We start from the raw sequence: 17,856 nt of genomic DNA on the forward strand, positions 1-17,856 counted from the left end.
GGTCAGGCGCGCTTCCATTCGCGCGTCATGGTGCGTCTGGGCATTGTGGCCGACAGGTGACGCTGCTAGCGCCAATACCTTGATGTCCACAGCAAGAAGGCGACGACGACAGCCACTATGGCAATGGCTCTCTCCCGGCGCGACTTCGCCGTCGCCATCAAGGCGAGCTGACTGACCACGATCGCAACCAGCAGAAGCAGCGCGAACATCGCGCCGTTGTCCGAGCCGGCATCCGGCGGCGCGGTGATCGAGGGATCCATCTGCTGCATCCAGTCGTAGCGATGGACGGGCAGGGCAAGGAACACCAGCGCGCCCCACGCGAACAACGCCCACGCGGCGATTCTGGCGAAAAATCGGGGCGTTGCCGGCTTCACTTGAGCAGGCCGCTGAAGCGGGGCCAGAACTTCACGATGAAATCGCCGTAGCTGGTGTTCTTGCGGATCTGCTCCAGGCTCAGGCCGATGCCGCGGTTGTAGCGGGCTCCTGCAATGCGAACCTCATCCATGCCCAGCGCGGGCGGCTGCGTCTGCAGTCCGTCGTGATCGATGAGCATGCGCAGGTGACGGGCGACCAGTGCGATGTTGAACACATCCTTCTGCAGGCAGTCCGCAAGGTTGCTCAACTGTGCGTGCGACATCCGGGCCGGGTCCATGCCGAGGGTCTGCGATGCCGTGCGCAATTGCATGCTGACCGAGCCGAACGATGTCCTGGCCGGGTGATGGGTCACCGTGAGGTGCCGATCAATCCAGTCCGGGCCGCTCCAGTCGAACGAGCGCACGTCGAAGGCCACCCGATCGATGGAGTCGGGATCGCCGCCCACCTCGATCCAGCACACGCCTGCCAGAAGTTCGGCTGGCATGGCGTATTGCGCCGCGTTCGAGGTGATCAATTTCCGGTTGTGCCGGACCCACGCATCCTTGAAACGCTGGATGAAGGGTATGCCGCCGCCGAGTCGTTCCGGCACCAGCTTCCAGGCGAACAGATCCACCCATCCCCAGGTCGGGGAGCCATTGGATACGGGGCACGCAAGGTCCGTCATGGTGCGGGTTCTCGGTCCGGGTCGTGGCCGGGAGATGCGCCACGTTAGGCGGGCGGTCCGCAATTGACAAGCGGATTCGACGTAATTTCTTGCAGGCTTTCGCCACGGCTTGGTACGTTATATCGTTGCGGCCCCGATCTTTCCGTGCAGACGCGTCCGCATGAACAATCCGTGGTTCGAGCGCTTGCCGGTGCCGTCGAAGTGACGGCTGCGATGTTCGGGCGGGTGCGTTCCCCGGGGCGGCTGCTTGTCGCGGCCATCGCCGCACTGGCGATCGGCGGTTGCGCGGTGGGGCCGGACTTTCATCGGCCGTCCGCGCCGGAGATGGACAGCGTGGCCGCAGATCCGCTGCCCGCCAGCACGGCCAGCGCGAACGTGGCCGGCGGCCGGGCGCAACATTTCGTCGCCGGCGCGGACATTCCCGCGCAGTGGTGGACGCTGTTCCATTCCACCGCATTGAACGCGCTGTTCGAACAGGCGCTGGCGCACAACGCCGACCTCAAGGCGGCGCAGGCCGCGCTGGACGTGGCGCGCGAAACGACCCTGGCCGGACGCGGCGCCCGCTACCCCAGCGTCAGCGCTGGCGTGTCGGCCAGCCGCGAACAGGACCCGCCCGGCGCGCTGGCGCCGGTGCCCAGCAACAACGCGTTTCTGTACAACCTGTTCACCCCGCAGGTCAGCGTGTCGTATGTGCCGGACGTGTTCGGGCTCAACCGGCGCACGCAGGAGTCGCTGCAGGCGCAGCAGCAGGCGGTGCGTTTCCAGATGCTGGCCACGCGCATCACGCTGAGCACCAACGTGGTGGCGGCGGCCGTGCAGCAGGCGTCGTTGCGGGCGCAGGTCGCGGCGACGCGCGAACTGGTCGGGATCAACGCCCACATGGTGCAGATCCTGCAGTACCAGCGGGACAAGGGTTATGCCGGCGGGCTCGAGCTGGCCGCGCAGCAAGCGCAGCTGGCGCAGGTCAAGGCGAGCCTGCCACCGCTGCTGACCCAGCTGGAGCAGCAGAACCACTTGCTGGCGGTGCTGGCCGGGCAGTTGCCGGAGCAGGCGTCGTCGCCGTCGTTCGATCTCGCCGCCCTGCAGTTGCCGCAGGCGTTGCCGCTGAGCCTGCCTTCGACGCTGGTGGCGCAACGTCCCGACGTGCGCCAGGCCGAAGCGAACATGCATGCGGCCAGCGCCCAGATCGGCGTGGCCATCGCCAACCGGTTGCCGAACATTTCGCTGAGCGCGAACGCGGGCAGCACGGCGCTGGCGATCAACCAGCTGTTCAAGTCCGGCACCGGCTTCTGGAGCGTGGGCGCGGACTTGGCTGCGCCGATCTTCCAGGGTGGCAGCCTGCTGCATCAGGAACGGGCGGCGAAGGCTGCCTATGCGCAGGCCGCCGAGGAGTATCGGGGCACGGTACTGACCGCGTTCCAGAACGTGGCCGACGTGCTGTCAGCGTTGCAGCACGACGCCGAGGGTCTGCAAGCCGCGGCCGGCGCGGAGCAGGCCGCGAAGCTCACCCTGGACCTGTCGCAACGCCAGTACCAGGCCGGCTACGCCAGCTATCTGTCGCTGCTTTCCGCGGAGCAGGGCTACCAGCAGGCGCGCATCGCGCTGGTGCAGGCGCAGGCCAGTCGCTACGCCGACACTGCCGCGCTGTTTCAGGCGCTGGGTGGCGGCTGGTGGCATGCGGACGACGCTTCTTCGGATCAGCCAAGGCACAACCCGGGACATCGATGAAAAGCAGATCCTCTTCGGTGGCGCATCGCACGCCGCCCGTTCGCCTGGCCTGCCTGCTCGCGCTGGGCATGCTCATCGGCGTGGCAGGTTGTTCCTCGAAATCCGCCGCACCGCAGGTTGCGGCGGCCGACACGCCGAAGAACGTGACGATGACCGCGGCACAGCGGCAGCACATCCGCCTGCTCACGCTGGCGCCGGCGAGTTTCCATCGCACGGTCGACACCACCGGCGTGGTGGATTTCGACAACGACCAGGCCACCAGCGTGCTGGCGCCATTCTCCGGCCCGGTGGCGCGGCTGCTGGTCGCGCCGGGCGACAAGGTGCGCCAGGGACAGCCGCTGGCGCTGGTGGATTCGCCGGACTTTTCCGCGGCGATCGGCAGCTATCGCAAGGCGCTGATCACGGCGCGGAACGCGCGGCGGCTGGCCGACGCCGACAAGGACCTGTTGCAACACGAAGGCGTGTCGCGGCGCGAAGCCGAGCAGGCGCAGATCGATGCGGCCAGCGCCGAGGCCGATCGCGATGCGGCGCTGCAGGCGCTGGTGGCGCTCGATGTCGATGCGGCCACGATCAAGGCGATCCAGGCCGGTCGCACGGTGACGCAGGTGCAGGGCGTCATCCGCGCGCCGATCGCCGGCACCGTGGTGGACAAGCTGATCACTCCCGGGCAGCTGCTGCAGGCCGGCAGCACGCCGTGCTTCACCGTGGCCGACCTGTCGAAGGTGTGGGTGATGGCGCAACTGTCGGCGGCGGAACTGGCCGGGATCAGGGTCGGTGATCCGGCGCAGGTGGATGCCGGCACGCCGGGCGAGGAGTGGCCTGGCACGGTGGACAACATCGCCGCGGTGGTGAACCCGGATACCCGGGCGATCGCTGCGCGCATCGTGGTGCGCAATCCCGACCACATGCTGCGCAAGCAGATGTACGTGCGCGTGCGCATCCAGTCGCGCCAGGCCGGCGAAGGCCTGCGGATTCCCGCCTCGGCGTTGCTGCGCGACGACGAGAACCTGCCGTTCGTCTACCTGCTGCAGCACGATGGCAGCTTCGCGCGCCGCCATGTCACCACGGGGACGCGCAGCGGCGACGGCTACCTGATCAGCGAAGGCCTGCGGGCCGGCGACCGCATCGTGGTCGACGGCGGCATCTTCGTGCAGTTCATGCAAAACCAATGAGCGAGCACCTGCCGCCCATGCCGCCGCGCGCGGCGTCGCTGATGAACCGGCTCGTCGGCGCCTCGCTGGCGCAGCGTTTCCTGGTGGCGCTGCTGGTGCTGGTGCTGATCGGTGCGGGCGTGCATGCGCTGCACCGGCTGCCAGTGGATGCGTATCCCGACCTGTCGCCGCCCAGCGTGGAGATCGTTACCCAATGGCCGGGCCACACCGCCGAGGAAGTGGAACGGCTGATCACGGTGCCGGCCGAGCAGGGCATGACCGGCATTCCGAAAACCGACAACGTCCGCTCGATTTCGCTGTACGGCCTGTCGGTGGTGACGCTCACCTTCGACAACGGCACCGACAATTATTTCGCGCGCCAGCAGGTGTTCAACCGGCTCGGCGACCTCGACCTGCCCGACGGGGTGAAGCCATCGGTGTCGCCGCTGTCGTCGCCGTCGGGCCTGATCTACCGCTACGTGCTGCAAAGCTCCGACCGCTCGCCGATGGAGCTGAAGACCTTCGAGGACTGGGTGGTCGAGCCGCAGTACCGCGCCGTGGCCGGCGTGGCCGACGACTCCGGTTTTGGCGGCGGCAGCATGCAGTACCAGGTGTTGCTGGACCCGGCGAAGATCGCCGGCGTCGGGCTCACCGCGCAGCAGGTGCAGGCCGCGCTGGCCGCCAACAACGGCAATGCCGGCGGCGGTTTCTACGCGCAGGGCGGCCAGTTCTACTACGTGCGTGGCGTGGGCCGGCTGCAGACGCTGGAGGACATCGGCAACGTGGTGCTGGCCGTGCACGACGGCGCTCCGGTGCTGGTGAAGGACGTCGGCCGCGTGGTGATCGGCGTCGCGCCGCGGCTGGGCCAGTTCGGCTTCGAGCAGCAGAACGACGCGGTCGAGGGCGTGATCTCGCTGCGCACCGGCGAGAAGACCCAGGACGTGCTGAAGCGGGTCGAGGCGAAGACGAAGGAACTCAACGAACAGATCCTGCCGAAGGACATCAAGGTCCATCCGTTCTACGACCGCAGCGATCTCGTCGCGGTGACCACCCAGGTGGTCAGGGACAACCTGCTGCGCGGCATGCTGCTGGTCGTGGTGGTGCTGATCTTCTTCCTCTACGACGTGCGCGCCGGCCTGATCGTGGCGGTGACCATTCCGCTGTCCCTGCTGGTCGCCTTCATCGGGCTGGATTTGCAGGGCGCCTCGGCCAACCTGCTGTCGATCGGCGCGATCGACTTCGGCATCCTGGTCGACGCGGCGGTGGTGATGGTGGAGAACATCCACCGCCAGCTCGCCGATCGCGAAGGCACGAAGTTCAACCTGATCGAGGTGATCCGCGACGCGGCGGCCGAAGTCGATCGCCCGCTGTTCTACGCGGTGGCGGTGATCGTGGTCAGCTTCCTGCCGATCTACGTGCTGTCCGGCCCGTCCGGCACGCTGTTCAAGCCGATGGCCGACACCATGGTGTTCGCGCTGGTCGGTTCGCTGGTGGTCACCCTGACCCTGTTGCCGGTGCTGTGCTCCTGGCTGATGCGCAAGGGCGTGCGCGAGCGGCGCAACCGCGCGTTCGAGGCGATCAGGTCGGTCTACATCCGGGGACTGGACTTCTGCCTGGCCCGGGTGTGGCTCACCACGATCGCCTCGGCCCTGCTGCTGGGGCTATCGCTGCTGCTGATCCCGCGCATCGGCGCGGAGTTCATGCCGCACCTGGACGAGGGCGCGCTGTGGGTGCGCGCGACCATGCCGTACACCATCTCGTTCGACGAGTCGGCGAAGATCACCCCGCAGATCCGCGACATCCTGCGTTCGTTCCCCCAGGTCACCACGGTGGCCTCGGAGCTGGGTCGGCCCGACGACGGCACCGACTCCACCGGCTTCTTCAACGTCGAGTTCTACGTCGGGCTGAAACCGTATTCACAGTGGACCGGAAAATACCGCAACAAGGCCGAGCTGACCGCGGCGATCAACCAGAAACTGCAGAGCTTCCCCGGCATCACCTTCAACTACACCCAGCCGGCCGAGGATGCGGTGGACGAGGCCGAGACCGGCCTGAAGAGCGCGCTGGCGGTGAAGGTGTTCGGCCCCGACCTCGACACGCTGCAGGCCAGGGGCAAGGCGATCAAGCATGTGCTGGAACAGGTGCGCGGCATCCGCGACGTGACCCTGGTGCAGGAGCTCGGCCAGCCCAGCCTCAGCATACGCATCAAGCGCGCGGCGATCGCCCGTTACGGCCTCAACGTGGACGACATCAACGGTCTGATCCAGACCGCCATCGGCGGCGATGTGGCGACCGAGGTGATCCAGGGCGAGAAGCAGTTCGACCTGGTGGTGCGGCTGGACCGGCAGTATCGCGACAACGCCGAGGCGATCGGCAACATCCTGGTGGCCACGCCCGGCGGCCAGCAGCTGCCGCTGAAGGAATTCGCCGATATCGCGGTGACCGACGGCGCCTCCTTCATCTACCGGCAGGACAACTCGCGTTACATCGGCGTGCAGTTCTCGGTGGAAGGACGCGACCTGGCCGGCGCGGTGGAGGACGCGATCGCCCAGGTCAATGCGAAAGTGAAACTGCAGCGGGGCTACCGGCTGGACTGGGGCGGCGAGTACAAGGAATACACCGCCTCGCGCGCGCAGCTGAACCTGATCGTGCCGCTCACCGTGGGGCTGATCTTCCTGCTGCTGTTCACCCTGTACAGCAACTTCAAGTTTCCGTTCATCACCGTGCTCGGCGTGGTGCTGTCCGCGCCGGCCGGCGGCATCATCGCGCTGTGGCTGACCGGCACGCCGTTCTCGGTGTCGTCGGGGATCGGCTTCCTCGCGCTGTTCGGCGTCTCGGTGCAGACTGCCGTGGTGTACATCTCCTACGTCAACGAGCTGCGCCGCAACGGTGTCGAGGTGACCGAGGCGATCCGCGAAGGCGCGATCCTGCGCCTGCGCCCGATCATGATGACGGCGCTGGTGGCGGCGCTGGGCCTGTTGCCGGCGGCGCTGGCCACCGGCGTGGGCACCGACACGCAGCGGCCGTTCGCCCTGGTCATCGTCAGCGGCCTGTTCACCCGCCTGCTGATCAGCGTGTTCCTGATGCCGGCGCTGTACTCGCTGGTGGCGCGGCCGGGCGACCGGCTGGAAGTGTGAGGCCACTTCCGGCAGGCTCGGGCTTTCCCCGGGACTCGCGCGTCGCTGCCCGTGCGGCAGGCGCGCGACACATGACCATGACTCGATCGCTGCTGCGTGCCACCCCGGTTGCCCTGTTCTTGCTGCTGGCCTGCAGCGCCGCCATCGCGCGCGAACCGGTTGCCGGTGGCTGGCGTGATACGCCGCAGGGACGGATGCAGGCGCAGCGGATGCTGCAAACCCTCAATGCCGACCTGCTCGGCCATGACAGCGCCACGCTGACGCTCGAACGCTGGTGCGCCGCGCATCGGATGGCGTCGCCGGCGCGCGTGGTGGCGCATCGGGTGCGCGGCGTGGACAAGCCGCTGCCGCCCGAGCTGCGCGCGCAACTGATGGCGGGAGCCGACCAGCGGGTGAAATACCGGCGGGTGCAACTGGCCTGCGGCGACCATGTGCTGTCGGAGGCGGACAACTGGTATCTGCCCGATCGCCTCACCGCGGCGATGAACCACCAGCTCGACACCAGCGACGTGCCGTTCGGCAAGGTGGTACGGCCGCTGCATTTCCGGCGGAAAACACTGAGCGCACGGGTGCTGTGGTCGGTGTCCGCGGCAGCCGGCACGCAGGCGATTCCCCACGCGATCCTGCAGCATCGCGCGCTGTTGTATGACGCAGGCAACCGGCCGTTCAGCGCCCTGATCGAGACCTATACCGACCAGGTGCTGGCGTTTCCGCCGCGGGCTGCCACGCCGGCCGTGATGCCGCGCTTCGAGGGCGCGGCGTCCGATCTCCGGCGGATCGCCGAGCCGCCCGCGGAAACGCTCAGTCGGTAAGCGGCGTGCCGCGTTCGACGATCTGCGCCAGGTTGTAGAGAATGCGCAGATCCTGCGCGTCAAGCGCGTCGCCGCCGATGCCGCGGTAGTGGTTGTGGAACGCGCGCACCGCCGCGGCGCGGTCTTCCAGCGGGTAGCCGACCAGGCCCAGTGCCATCCACGGATCGAAGCCTAAGGGCGGATCGATCAGTTCACCCTGCGGCCACAAGCCGAAGCCGGCGGCAGCCAGTTGCGGCCAGGGGAACAGCGGGCCGGGATCGTCCTTGCGCGTGGGCGCGAAATCCTGGTGGCCGATGATCTGCGTGCGTGGGATGTGCAGGCGCGTGGTGAGGTCGGTGAGCAGGCGCAACAGGCTGTCGATCTGCGCCTGGGCGAACGGCGAATGGCCGTCGTTGTCCAGCTCGATGCCGATCGAGGCGGAGTTGATGTCGGTGATCGTGCCCCAGTGGCCGCCACCGCCGTGCCAGGCGCGCAACTGGTCGGACACCAGCTGGTAGATGTGGCCGTCGCTGCCCACCAGGTAATGCGAGCTCACCGGGCCGCCGCTGTTCTTCGTGCGCAGCGTGTCCAGGCTTTCCTGCGCCGAGTGCTGGTTGGTGAAGTGCACCACGATCAGCACCGGCCGGCGGATGTCGTGGTTGGGCGAGGGCACCCAGGTCGCCAGCGGGTTGCGCGGCGGCGCGTGGGCGCAGGCGGCGAGCAGGGCGACCAGCGCCAGGACGGCGACGCTGCACGACAAACGGAGCGGACGGGACATCACGGTTCCTGCAGGTAAGGCTGCGCGATCGCCAGCGCGGTGCGGTACGGCTCCGGCTCGTTGCGGTTGCTGAGCAGGATCACGGTGAGGTGCTGCTTCGGCCAGCGCACGATCACGTTGCGGAAGCCGATGCTTTCGCCGGAGTGCCACAGCGTGTCGCCGGTGATGCGCCAGCCGTAGCCGTAGCTGGCCTCGTACGGTTCACCGGTGACCTTCACGTGCGGGCTGAAGGCGAGCTGGCGCGAAGCGTCGCTGAGCAGGCGGTTGTCGTACAGCGCGGCGTCCCACTTCGCCATGTCCTCGACCGAGGAATAGATGCCGCCGTCGCCGCGGGTGGCGCTGGTGATGCTCTGGTCGGTGCGCGTCCAGCTGCCGTTCTCTTCGCTGTAGCCGTAGGCGCGATGCTCCACTTCGGGACCACCGCTCATGTACATCAGGGTGTGGTCCATGTGCAGCGGACGGAAGATGTGCTGCTGCAGGTACAGCGGCAGGCTGATGCCGGAGGCACGCTCCACCACCAGGCCCAGCAGCACGTAGCCCGAGTTGCTGTAGCGATAGCTCGTGCCTGGCGCGAAATAGCTCTTCGAGGTGGCCGACAGCATCCGCAGCACGTCGTTGTCGCTGACCTGGTCGGTGGTGCCGGGCGGGATCAGGTCCTCGTAGTCGACCAGGCCGCCGGTGTGGGTCAGCAGCTGGCGCAGGGTGACGGCGGAGTCCGTCTCCGGCAGCGTGGGCAGCCAGCGACGCACCGGATCGTCGAGGTGGAGCCGGCCGCTTTCGGCCAGCAGCAGGATCGCCGCCGCGGTGAACTGCTTGCTCACCGAGGCGAGCCGATAGTTGGTGACCGGCGTGGTCTCGTCATGGTCCTCGAGATTGGCCAGGCCGTAGCTGCGGCTGACGATGGGCTTGCCGTCCTTGAGCACCAGCAGCGAGGCGCCGGGCACGTCGCCGGCATAGCGCGCCATCAGCGCATCGGTGGGATCGACCGGCTTGGTGCCGGAGGCGCAGCCGCCGAGCAGGACGGCAACGGCGAGGCTGGCAAGGGGTTTGTACATGGCATGTCGCCTTTGCGCTGCGGGTTTCGGATCATTGCACCGGCACGTCGTAGAGCGTGTGCGGCGTCGGCTCCGGGTCGAGGGTGTAATGCCACCACTCCATAGGATAGTTGCGGAAGCCCTCGCGCTCCATCGCATCGCGCAGCAGCAGGCGGTTGGCGTGTTGCTGCGGCGTGACGTCGGGCGTGTCGGTGTGCGCGCGCACGTCGAAGAAGTCGAAATCCGTGCCCATGTCCAGCGGCTCGCAGTGGCCGCCGTCGGCGGCGCACTGTTGCATGGTCAGGTCGATGGTGGCGCCGCGGCTGTGGCCCGAGCTTTCCGCGATGTAGCCGTGCAGAAGTTCGGACTTGTCCAGCCGCGGGTAGTGCTGCGGCTTGGTGCGCTGGTCGGAAAGATCGTGGGCCCAACGCACGAAATGCGCCACCGCGCGGGCGGGGCGGTAGCAGTCCCAGATCTTCAGGCGCTGGTGGCGCGTGCGCAGGTCACGCTCGACCCGCGCCAGCGCTTCGGCGACCGGGCGCAGCAGCAGGCAGGCCGGGGCGCGATAGCCGTCCGCCGGCGTGCCCATGAAATTGTCGCTGCCGGCGTACTTGATGTCCTCGGCCATGTCGGGCACCAGCGTGCGGATGTCGACCAGGTTCGCTTCGGCGGCGGTTTTCGCGGGTGACAGGGCGGGTTTGTCCTGGGCGTGGAGGCTGCCGATGCAGAGGCAGAGCATCAAGGCCAGCACGATCTTCCTTCCCCCGCTGGCGGGGGAAGGTGCCCGGAGGGCGGATGGGGGCACACGCCGACCCAAAGCCCCCCATCCGCCTTGCGTGCCGCTCCTGCGGCACGCCCTTCGGGCCGGCTTCGCCGTCCGCTTCGGCATCCTGCCTTCGCAGTTGGCACCTTTCCCCGCCAGTGGGGGCAGGGGCTTTGCGAGGGGCGCGTTCTTCATGGGCAGTCTCCCGTGCGCTGGAAGTCGAGGTCTTCGTAGTCGGAGCTGAAGTCGCCCTGCGGATCGAGCTTGGCCATGCGCAAGCTGACCGGCGTGCCTGCGGAAGCGCCGTGGAAATCGAGCCATGCATCGAGCTCGCCGCCGTCCCAGTGCACCAGGTAGCGCTCGCCCAGGCGCATCACGGTGCCGGTCAGCGAAGGCGATTTGGCGGCGGCGAAACGGACCTTGCCGTCGCGCGGGCACAGCGAGACGTCGCCGAACCACGGGTCGCGGTATGAGCCGGTCCACGGAGCGAGTTCGGCCGTGGTGGCCGGGCGTTGTGCCGAGGTGTCCGGCGCCGTGGCGTCGGCGGGGCGTTGCGCGGCCCGCCGCTCCAGCGCGTCGGCGTACCAGTTCACGTCCCGCGGTTCGGCGGGCGCGGTGAAGTGCTTGGTCAGCATCTCGCCGAGCACGGTGCGTGCATCGTCCGCCTCGCCGTTGATCATGAACACGAAACCGCTGTTGCGATCGGGCAGCAGGGCCAGCATCGAGTACATGCCGTTCAGGGTGCCGGTGTGCCAGACCAGCCACTGGCCGTCGACGTCGGTCATGCGCCAGCCGTAGCCGTAGGCCATCACGTGCGAGTTGTCCCAGGCGCGGCGTTGCGCGGAGACCGGGATCAGCATGTGCGGCGCCTGCAGCACGTCGCGTTGCACCGGCGACAGCCACTGCAACTGTGCGTGGGTCGGCACCAGCCAGTTGCGTGCCCAGCTCAGCATGTCGGTGAGGTCGCAGCGGATGCCGCCGGCCGGCGCGGAGGTTATCGCCGGGATCGCAGCGGCTTCCGGGATCGGCACGTTGCGATCGCCGTCGCGGCGATGCGGCGTGGCCACGTCGCCCACCGCGTCGCGGTTCCACGCGCCGACCTGGCAACGGTCCAGGTGCAGCGGCGCGAACACTTCGCGATGCATCAGCGTTTCGTACGACGCGCCGCCCGCGGCGGCGGCCACTTCGCCGGCCACCACGTAGAGCAGGTTGTCGTACTGGTATTGCGAACGGAAGCTGTAGCCGGGCTTGATGAAGGCCAAGCCGTGGATGATGTCGGCGCGGGTGAACGCGTTCGGCTCGGGCCACAGCATCAGGTCGCCGCCGCCTTCGGGCAGGCCGCTGGAGTGGGTGAGCAGGTCGGCCACGCGCATGTTCGCGGTGACCCACGGATCGTGCATGCGAAATTCCGGCAGGTATTTCGTCACCGGATCGTCCCAGCGCAGCTTGCCCTGGTCGACCAGGCGGCCGAGCAGGGCCGTGGTCATCGCCTTGCTGTTGGAGGCGATCTTGAACAGCGTCTGCGGAGTGATCTTCTGGCCGGAGCCGGCGACGGTTTCGCCGGCAGTGCGGGTGTAGACGACCTTGCCGTTCTCGATCACGCCCACGGCGATGCCGGGCAGGTGGTAGCGGGCGATGGTGGCGTCGACGATCTTGTCGTAGGCGGGGTTGGCGGTTTGGGCGATGGCGCTGGAACTGGCGAGCAGGAGCGTAAGCACAAGAGCACCCCACCCCAACCCTCCCCTGCTGCGCCCCACAGGGACTTCCTTCGGTCGCAGGGGAGGGAGCAGAGCTTGATCAGTGCTGTGCATGGCGCTCGACCTCGCCCCACACGCGCAACAGGTTGCCGCCCCACAGCTTGGCGATGTCCGCGTCGCTGAAGCCGGCCTTGCGCAGGGCGGCGGTGACGTTGCGGGTTTCGCTGGCGTCCTTCCAGCCGGTGATGCCGCCACCGCCGTCGAAGTCGGAGGAAATGCCGACGTGGTCGATGCCGGCCACCTTCACCATGTGGCGGATCTGCTTCACGTAATCGTCCAGCGTGGCCAGCGGATATTTCTTCTGGATCTCGGCCATGCCCGCTTCCATCTCGGGGCGGTAGTCGTCGCTGTCGCTGTCGTATGCCTTTTCGCCGGCCTTCTTCGCCACGGCGTCCTGCAGTTTCTTTTCCGCGGCCTCGCGGCCCGGATCCTTCTTGAGGAATTCCTTGTAGGCCACGGCGTCGATCACGCCGCCCTTGGCGGCGATCGCCCGCAGCAGGTCGTCGGGCAGGTTGCGCGGATGGTCGAGCACGGCGCGGGCGCCGGAGTGGGTGGCGATGATCGGCGTGGCGGAGGCCTTAAGCGCGTCGCGCACGCAGTTGTCCGAGGCGTGCGAGATGTCGACCATCATGCCGAGCTGGTTGGCGCGCTTCACCACGGCGCGGCCAAAGTCGCTCATGCCCTGGTCGCCGGCGCTGTTCATCGCCGGCTCGCCGTGTTCGGTGTCGGGCAGCGAGCTGGTGCACAGGTCGTTGTTGCCGACGTGGACCAGGCCGACCGAGCGCGCGCCACGATCGAAGGCGGCGTCGAGGCGGCGGATGTCGTGGCCGAGCGAGTAGGCGTTCTCGATCTCGATGGTGGCCGAGAGCAGACCGGCCTTGTGGTTGGCCAGCAGCTGTTCGGGCGTGGTGGCCAGGCGGATGCGGTCGGGATACATCATCAGCATGCGGCCGATGCCGTCGTACTTCTGGCTGGCCTGCTGCACCGCCTTGGCGTAGCCCGCGGCGTCGAGCTGGTGTTGCGGCACCCAGATCACGAAGAACGCCGCGTTGAGGCCGCCGCGTTCCATCTTGCCCAGGTCGACCAGCAGGCGGGTGTCGTGCCCGACGTCGAAGCGCGGCTCGCCCATGTAGTTGAACGGGATGTCGACGTGGCTGTCGATGGTGACCGGCGGGTCCTGTGCCGGCTGCGCCGATACGGCGGTGCTGGTGGCCAGTGCGGCGAGCAGGGCAAGGCGGAGGATGGTGTTCATGCGGTCTCCCATTGGCGGGCCGGCTGCTCGCCGGCAATCATTTCCTCGAAGTGCTGGCGGCGCCGCACGATGGCGTAGCGGCCGTTCTGCAGCATCACCTCGGCGGCCAGCGGTCGCGAGTTGTAGGTGGATGCCATCGATGCACCGTACGCGCCGGTGGCCCTGATCAGCAACAGGTCGCCTGCTTCGCAGCGGGGCAACTCGCGGCCGCGGGCGAAGGTGTCGCCGGTTTCGCAGACCGGGCCGACGATGTCATAGGTGGTGACGGGGCGGCCCTCGTCGATGACCGGGACGATGTCGTGCCAGGCGTCGTACAGGCTGGGGCGCTGCAGGTCGTTCATCGCCGCGTCCAGCACCAGGAACTGGCGCTGCTCGCCCGGCTTGACCCGGATCACCCGGGTCAGCAGCATGCCAGCCTCGGCCACCAGGTAGCGGCCGGGCTCCAGCAGCAGGCGGCCGTGGTAGCCGGCCAGCGCGGCGCGGATCACGGCCACGTAGTCGGCGGCGGCCACCGGCTGATCCACGCCGGCGCGGTAGCACACGCCGAGCCCGCCACCGACGTCGATGCTGCGGATCGGGTGGCCGGCCTGTTCGAGTTCGCGCCAGAACGCGGCGACGCGCTGCAGCGCGAGCCTGAACGGTTCGACGCTGAGGATCTGCGAGCCGATGTGCACGTGCAGGCCATCGAGTTGCACGTGGCTCAGCGATTTGCGCTCGGCGAACCAGCGGCGCGCCTCGTCGATGCTGACGCCGAACTTGTTCTCCGACTTGCCGGTGGAAATCTTCGCGTGGGTCTGTGCATCCACGTCGGGGTTGATGCGCACCGCGGCGCGCGCCACCACGTCCTGGGCCCGGGCCACGCGTTGCAGGGTGAGCAGTTCGTCGTGCGATTCCACGTTGAAGCGCTGGATGCCGACGTTCAGCGCGCCGGCGATCTCGTCGGCGTTCTTGCCGACGCCGGAGAACACGATGCGTTCGGCGGGAATGCCTGCATGCAGCGCACGGCGCAGTTCGCCCACCGAGACGATGTCGGCGCCCACGCCGGCATTCGCCATCAGCTGCAGGATGGCCAGGTTCGAATTGGCCTTCACCGCGTAGCAGATCAGTGCGTCCAGCCCGTGCAGGGCGGCGTGCAGTTCATCGATGCGCTGGCGGATCGCGCTGGCCGAGTAGGCGTGCAGCGGCGTGCCCATGCGTTCAGCCAGCCGTGGCAGGTCGACGCCATCGAACAGGCGGGACTCGTCGGTGGTTTCGGAGATCGGCGCCGGCGATGCGGGACGGCTGGTTTGCGGAAGCATGGCAGGTACGCCGTCTTTCGGAAAAGGAGGGTTTCAAAAAAGTGCGGCCCGCCAGCTGGCGGGCCGCGATCGGGGAGGTCGATCAGAAGTTGACGGACATGGTCAGCTGGGTGAACCGCGGCGACTGGAAGCCCAGCGGCTGGCGGAAGGTGCTGCTGGTTTCATTGGAGATGTCGGTCTGCAGATCCTGGTCCACCGACGTGGTGCGCTTCTGGTTGAGCAGGTTGTAGACGGCCAGCTTCACCCGGAATTCGCCGCCATCGAACGGCTTCACGTAGGTGATGCCGGCGTTAAGGTTGTAGGTCCACGGCAGGCGGCCGTACTTGCCGCGCGGCGAGCGTTCGTAGACGCGGTCCTCGGACGTCGGCGAGTCGCAGTTGTCCACGCAGATGAAGTAGCTGTGGTAGTTGGTGCCGTCGTACGGATTGCCCACGCCGAAGCCGGTGATCGGTCCGCCGGAGGCCACGTTGAGGTCGGCGCCGAGCTGCCAGTGCGGGGTCAGCGCATAGGTGCCGCGCAGCTTGAACTGGTGACGGCGGTCGTTCGGCAGGTAGCCATCGCCGCCCATGTTGACCCACGGATCATCGAAGTTCTCGGTGCGGCCGGTGTCGTCGAAGTTGGTGTCGGAGTTGACCGGACCCTCCGCGTTGCCGCGGTTCCACGACATCGTGTACGAGGCGTTCATCGACCACTTCTCGTCCCACGCGCGATCCAGCTGCAGTTCGACGGCGGCGTAGGTGCGCTTGGGCTTCACCCAGCCGCGCTGGCCCAGGTAGTTGCCGTCGGCGTCGTACATCGCCCAGCCTTCCTTCGAGGTGTCGACGGTGAGGTAGCCATCGGCGTCGCCGTCGCAGTTGGTGTCGCCCCAGACGGTGACCTTCTGGCCGGGATTGGCCATCACCCAGCCGATGTAGCCATCCTCGCCGCACTGGGCGGTGGCGCTGATCTCCATGTCGTCGATCGCGTTGTGCAGGCGACGGTAGGTGCCCTTGACGCCCCACGACCACTGCGAGCTGATCAGCTGCTGGAAGCCGAGGATCGCCTCGTCCTGGTAGACCGGGTCCATGTCATGGTCGACTTCCGCGCGCAGGTCGCCGACGGTGCCGTCGCCCTGCGAATCGTCGACCGCCCCGATCTGCGGGCCAAGCTTGGGCACGGCGTATTCCACGCCGTTGAGCGTCTGGATGTCCCAGCCGTCGAACGCGTAATAGGTGCGCTCGTCGAGCAGGCCGCCGGCCTGCTTGATGTTGATCACGTTGGCCACCGGCAGGTAGTAGCGGCCGAGGTTGCCGAACAGCTTGGCGCTGCCGTCACCCTTCATGTCCCAGGAGAAGCCCAGTCGCGGGGCGATCTGCCGATCCATCTTGATGTAGCTGCGGCCCGCCGCATCCTCGTTGTCGAAGCTGTCGTTGCGCACGCCGAGGTTGAGCACCAGGTTGGGGCTGACCTGCCAGTTGTCCTCGATGTAGTAGGCGGCGTTCTTGGTGGTGAACGTGCCGGAGATCTCGTAGCGGCGGGCGCGGATGTAGGAGTCGTAGCCGGCCGGCATCACGCCGCCGTTGGGGATGGTCGAGCCGGCGCTGGCCGCATAGAGGTTGTAGTAGTACGCGCCCGGCCCGGCGTAGTAGCGACTGTAGTCGGAGGTGTCGTTCTCGTGGTCGTAGCCGAAACGCAGCAGGTGGTCGCCCAGCGTCCATTCGAAGTCGGCGCGCGCCTGCTTGCGGACGTCGTTGCGATCGTAGACGGTGGAATTGCTGGTGCAACCCAGCGCGACACCCGGGTCGTGGAGCTGCAGGAAGGCGTTGTTGCCCGACACGTAGTTGCAGCCGATGTCCAGCTGCGAGCGGGTGAACGCTTCACGCTCGTTGCGGCCGTACATCAGCTTCATCGACAGGTCGTTGGTGAGGTAGCTGGTCCAGGTCAGCGCCCAGTCCTTGCCGCCGGTATCGCTGAAGACCTTGTTGGTGAGCGGGCCGACGGTGTTGCTGTCGTAGTCGTAGCTGTAGACGTCGCCGGTGTTCTTGTTCTTGTCGGAGAAGGCCATCAGCTGCAGCACGTTGCTGTCGGTGATGTTCCAGTCGATCGTGGTGCCCCAGAAGCCGGTGTTGGCGCTGTTCGAGGTGAGCGTGTTGCCCGCGTCGTTGGTGTTGCGCGGGCTGCTGCCGCGGGCTTCGTACATCGCGAAGATGAACAGCTTGTCCTTGATGATCGGGCCGGACGCCCAGACGTTCGTCTTCACCAGCGAGCCCTGGTCGCGGCTGGCGGTGATGTAGCGATGGCCGTCGGCGTCGTACTGGTCGTCGGCCCGCGAATGCCAGTTGCCCGGCTCCAGGGTGATCTCGACGCCGCCCTTCAGCTCATTGGTGCCCGAGCGCGCCACGGCATTGACCACGCCGCCGGTGGTGCGGCCGAACTCCACCGAATAGCCGCCGGTCTTGACCTGGAACTGGTCGTAGAAGGCGAACGGGGCTTCGGAGAAGCCGTTGCGGTTGTAGAAGTCGGTGACGTTGAGGCCGTTGACGTAGAACGCGTTCTCGGCGATCGACGAACCGCCGAAGGAAATGCCGCCGAAGCCCGCGTTGCCCTTGACCACGCCCGGCGCCAGCAGGGCCACCGAGGTGACGTTCTGGTCGACCGGCAGGCGCACCAGTTCGGCGCGCGAGACATTGGTGGCCGACTCGGTCGAGGTCACGTCGATCACCGGCAGGCCGTTGCCGGTGACCTGGATCGCCGACAGTTCGGTGGCATTGGGCGAGGCGCCCAGGTCCAGCGTGGTGGCATTGCCGAGGCTGACCGTGACGGTGCGCGGCTGGCCGAGCGGCTGGCCGTTCACGCTGGCACTGACGGTGTAGTCACCGACGGGAAGGAACGGGAAGCGGTAGTTGCCGCGCTGGTCGGCGGTGATCGTGCGGGTCAGCCCGGTGGCCGGATTCACCGCGGTGATCACCGCGCCGGCCTGGGCATGGCCCACCACCGAGCCGTCATTGTTGCCGGCGAAGGCCGCCGGCGCGGCCAGTGACCCCAGGCCGAGGCCCAGCGCCATGCAAAGTACGGTTCTGCGCAAGCTGCGACTGTTGCTCATTTCCCCATCTCCCCATCGACGCCGTCGATGCCATGTTTATTGAAGG

General features: G+C 67.6%; 13 protein-coding genes. 4 read left to right on the forward strand and 9 right to left on the reverse strand.

Annotated elements, in window-relative coordinates; genetic code table 11:
* Positions 1-65: 65 nt before the first annotated feature.
* Together I6J77_RS02790 and I6J77_RS02795 are read right to left on the reverse strand one after the other, a co-directional pair.
* Positions 66-374, reverse strand: coding sequence for a hypothetical protein (locus I6J77_RS02790; protein ID WP_204110488.1), 309 nt, complete (start codon positions 372-374; stop codon positions 66-68).
* Positions 371-988, reverse strand: a complete 618-nt coding sequence (locus tag I6J77_RS02795) for a hypothetical protein (protein WP_239309164.1) — start codon at positions 986-988, stop codon at positions 371-373. Before I6J77_RS02795 ends, I6J77_RS02790 begins: the two co-directional genes overlap by 4 nt.
* A gap of 222 nt (positions 989-1,210) precedes the next feature.
* Between I6J77_RS02795 and I6J77_RS02800 the strand changes: the two genes are divergently transcribed.
* The 4 genes from I6J77_RS02800 (at position 1,211) to I6J77_RS02815 (ending at position 7,867) form a co-directional block, all read left to right on the forward strand.
* Positions 1,211-2,767 carry an efflux transporter outer membrane subunit gene (locus I6J77_RS02800; RefSeq protein WP_239309166.1) on the forward strand — a complete coding sequence of 519 codons (1,557 nt, stop codon included), beginning with the start codon at positions 1,211-1,213 and terminating at the stop codon, positions 2,765-2,767.
* A complete protein-coding gene (locus I6J77_RS02805) occupies positions 2,764-3,939 on the forward strand; it encodes an efflux RND transporter periplasmic adaptor subunit (RefSeq protein ID WP_204110490.1) in 1,176 nt (391 codons plus the stop codon). Before I6J77_RS02800 ends, I6J77_RS02805 begins: the two co-directional genes overlap by 4 nt.
* Positions 3,936-7,055 (forward strand): efflux RND transporter permease subunit, encoded by a 3,120-nt coding sequence (locus I6J77_RS02810; protein WP_239309168.1) that lies wholly within the window; start codon positions 3,936-3,938, stop codon positions 7,053-7,055. The genes I6J77_RS02805 and I6J77_RS02810 overlap by 4 nt, the downstream gene beginning before the upstream one ends.
* A 71-nt stretch (positions 7,056-7,126) precedes the next feature.
* Positions 7,127-7,867 carry a hypothetical protein gene (locus tag I6J77_RS02815; RefSeq protein ID WP_204110491.1) on the forward strand — a complete coding sequence of 247 codons (741 nt, stop codon included), beginning with the start codon at positions 7,127-7,129 and terminating at the stop codon, positions 7,865-7,867.
* On the opposite strand, the gene I6J77_RS02820 is transcribed toward I6J77_RS02815, so the two are convergent.
* From I6J77_RS02820 to I6J77_RS02850, 7 genes are all read right to left on the reverse strand, one after another.
* On the reverse strand, positions 7,857-8,624 hold the full coding sequence (locus I6J77_RS02820) for an N-acetylmuramoyl-L-alanine amidase (protein WP_204110492.1): 768 nt from the start codon (positions 8,622-8,624) through the stop codon (positions 7,857-7,859). The genes I6J77_RS02815 and I6J77_RS02820 overlap by 11 nt on opposite strands.
* On the reverse strand, positions 8,624-9,679 hold the full coding sequence (locus I6J77_RS02825) for a serine hydrolase (RefSeq protein WP_204110493.1): 1,056 nt from the start codon (positions 9,677-9,679) through the stop codon (positions 8,624-8,626). The genes I6J77_RS02820 and I6J77_RS02825 overlap by 1 nt, the downstream gene beginning before the upstream one ends.
* A 31-nt stretch (positions 9,680-9,710) precedes the next feature.
* On the reverse strand, positions 9,711-10,397 hold the full coding sequence (locus tag I6J77_RS02830; RefSeq protein WP_204111379.1) for a M15 family metallopeptidase: 687 nt from the start codon (positions 10,395-10,397) through the stop codon (positions 9,711-9,713).
* A 215-nt stretch (positions 10,398-10,612) separates the two neighbouring features.
* On the reverse strand, positions 10,613-12,028 hold the full coding sequence (locus I6J77_RS02835; RefSeq protein WP_239309257.1) for a serine hydrolase: 1,416 nt from the start codon (positions 12,026-12,028) through the stop codon (positions 10,613-10,615).
* A 190-nt stretch (positions 12,029-12,218) separates the two neighbouring features.
* Entirely contained in the window at positions 12,219-13,430 is a 1,212-nt protein-coding gene (locus tag I6J77_RS02840; RefSeq protein ID WP_204110495.1) for a dipeptidase, read from the reverse strand.
* Positions 13,427-14,728: a diaminopimelate decarboxylase gene (lysA, locus tag I6J77_RS02845; RefSeq protein WP_204110496.1), complete on the reverse strand. Its 1,302-nt coding sequence runs from the start codon at positions 14,726-14,728 to the stop codon at positions 13,427-13,429. The genes I6J77_RS02840 and lysA overlap by 4 nt, the downstream gene beginning before the upstream one ends.
* 82 nt (positions 14,729-14,810) lie before the next feature.
* Positions 14,811-17,810 carry a TonB-dependent receptor gene (locus tag I6J77_RS02850; RefSeq protein WP_204110497.1) on the reverse strand — a complete coding sequence of 1,000 codons (3,000 nt, stop codon included), beginning with the start codon at positions 17,808-17,810 and terminating at the stop codon, positions 14,811-14,813.
* Positions 17,811-17,856 lie beyond the last annotated feature (46 nt).

It is taken from the genome of Rhodanobacter sp. FDAARGOS 1247, assembly GCF_016889805.1.
Classification (GTDB): domain Bacteria; phylum Pseudomonadota; class Gammaproteobacteria; order Xanthomonadales; family Rhodanobacteraceae; genus Rhodanobacter.

Bases quoted from the DNA above. Each gene is read 5' to 3' on its own strand.
- I6J77_RS02805 (WP_204110490.1), top strand. From the start codon at position 2,764: ATGAAAAGCAGATCCTCTTCGGTGGCGCATCGCACGCCGCCCGTTCGC.
- I6J77_RS02815 (WP_204110491.1), top strand. From the start codon at position 7,127: ATGACCATGACTCGATCGCTGCTGCGTGCCACCCCGGTTGCCCTGTTC.
- I6J77_RS02820 (WP_204110492.1), bottom strand. From the start codon at position 8,624: ATGTCCCGTCCGCTCCGTTTGTCGTGCAGCGTCGCCGTCCTGGCGCTG.
- I6J77_RS02850 (WP_204110497.1), bottom strand. From the start codon at position 17,810: ATGAGCAACAGTCGCAGCTTGCGCAGAACCGTACTTTGCATGGCGCTG.
- lysA (WP_204110496.1), bottom strand. From the start codon at position 14,728: ATGCTTCCGCAAACCAGCCGTCCCGCATCGCCGGCGCCGATCTCCGAA.
- I6J77_RS02840 (WP_204110495.1), bottom strand. From the start codon at position 13,430: ATGAACACCATCCTCCGCCTTGCCCTGCTCGCCGCACTGGCCACCAGC.
- I6J77_RS02810 (WP_239309168.1), top strand. From the start codon at position 3,936: ATGAGCGAGCACCTGCCGCCCATGCCGCCGCGCGCGGCGTCGCTGATG.
- I6J77_RS02830 (WP_204111379.1), bottom strand. From the start codon at position 10,397: ATGCTCTGCCTCTGCATCGGCAGCCTCCACGCCCAGGACAAACCCGCC.
- I6J77_RS02825 (WP_204110493.1), bottom strand. From the start codon at position 9,679: ATGTACAAACCCCTTGCCAGCCTCGCCGTTGCCGTCCTGCTCGGCGGC.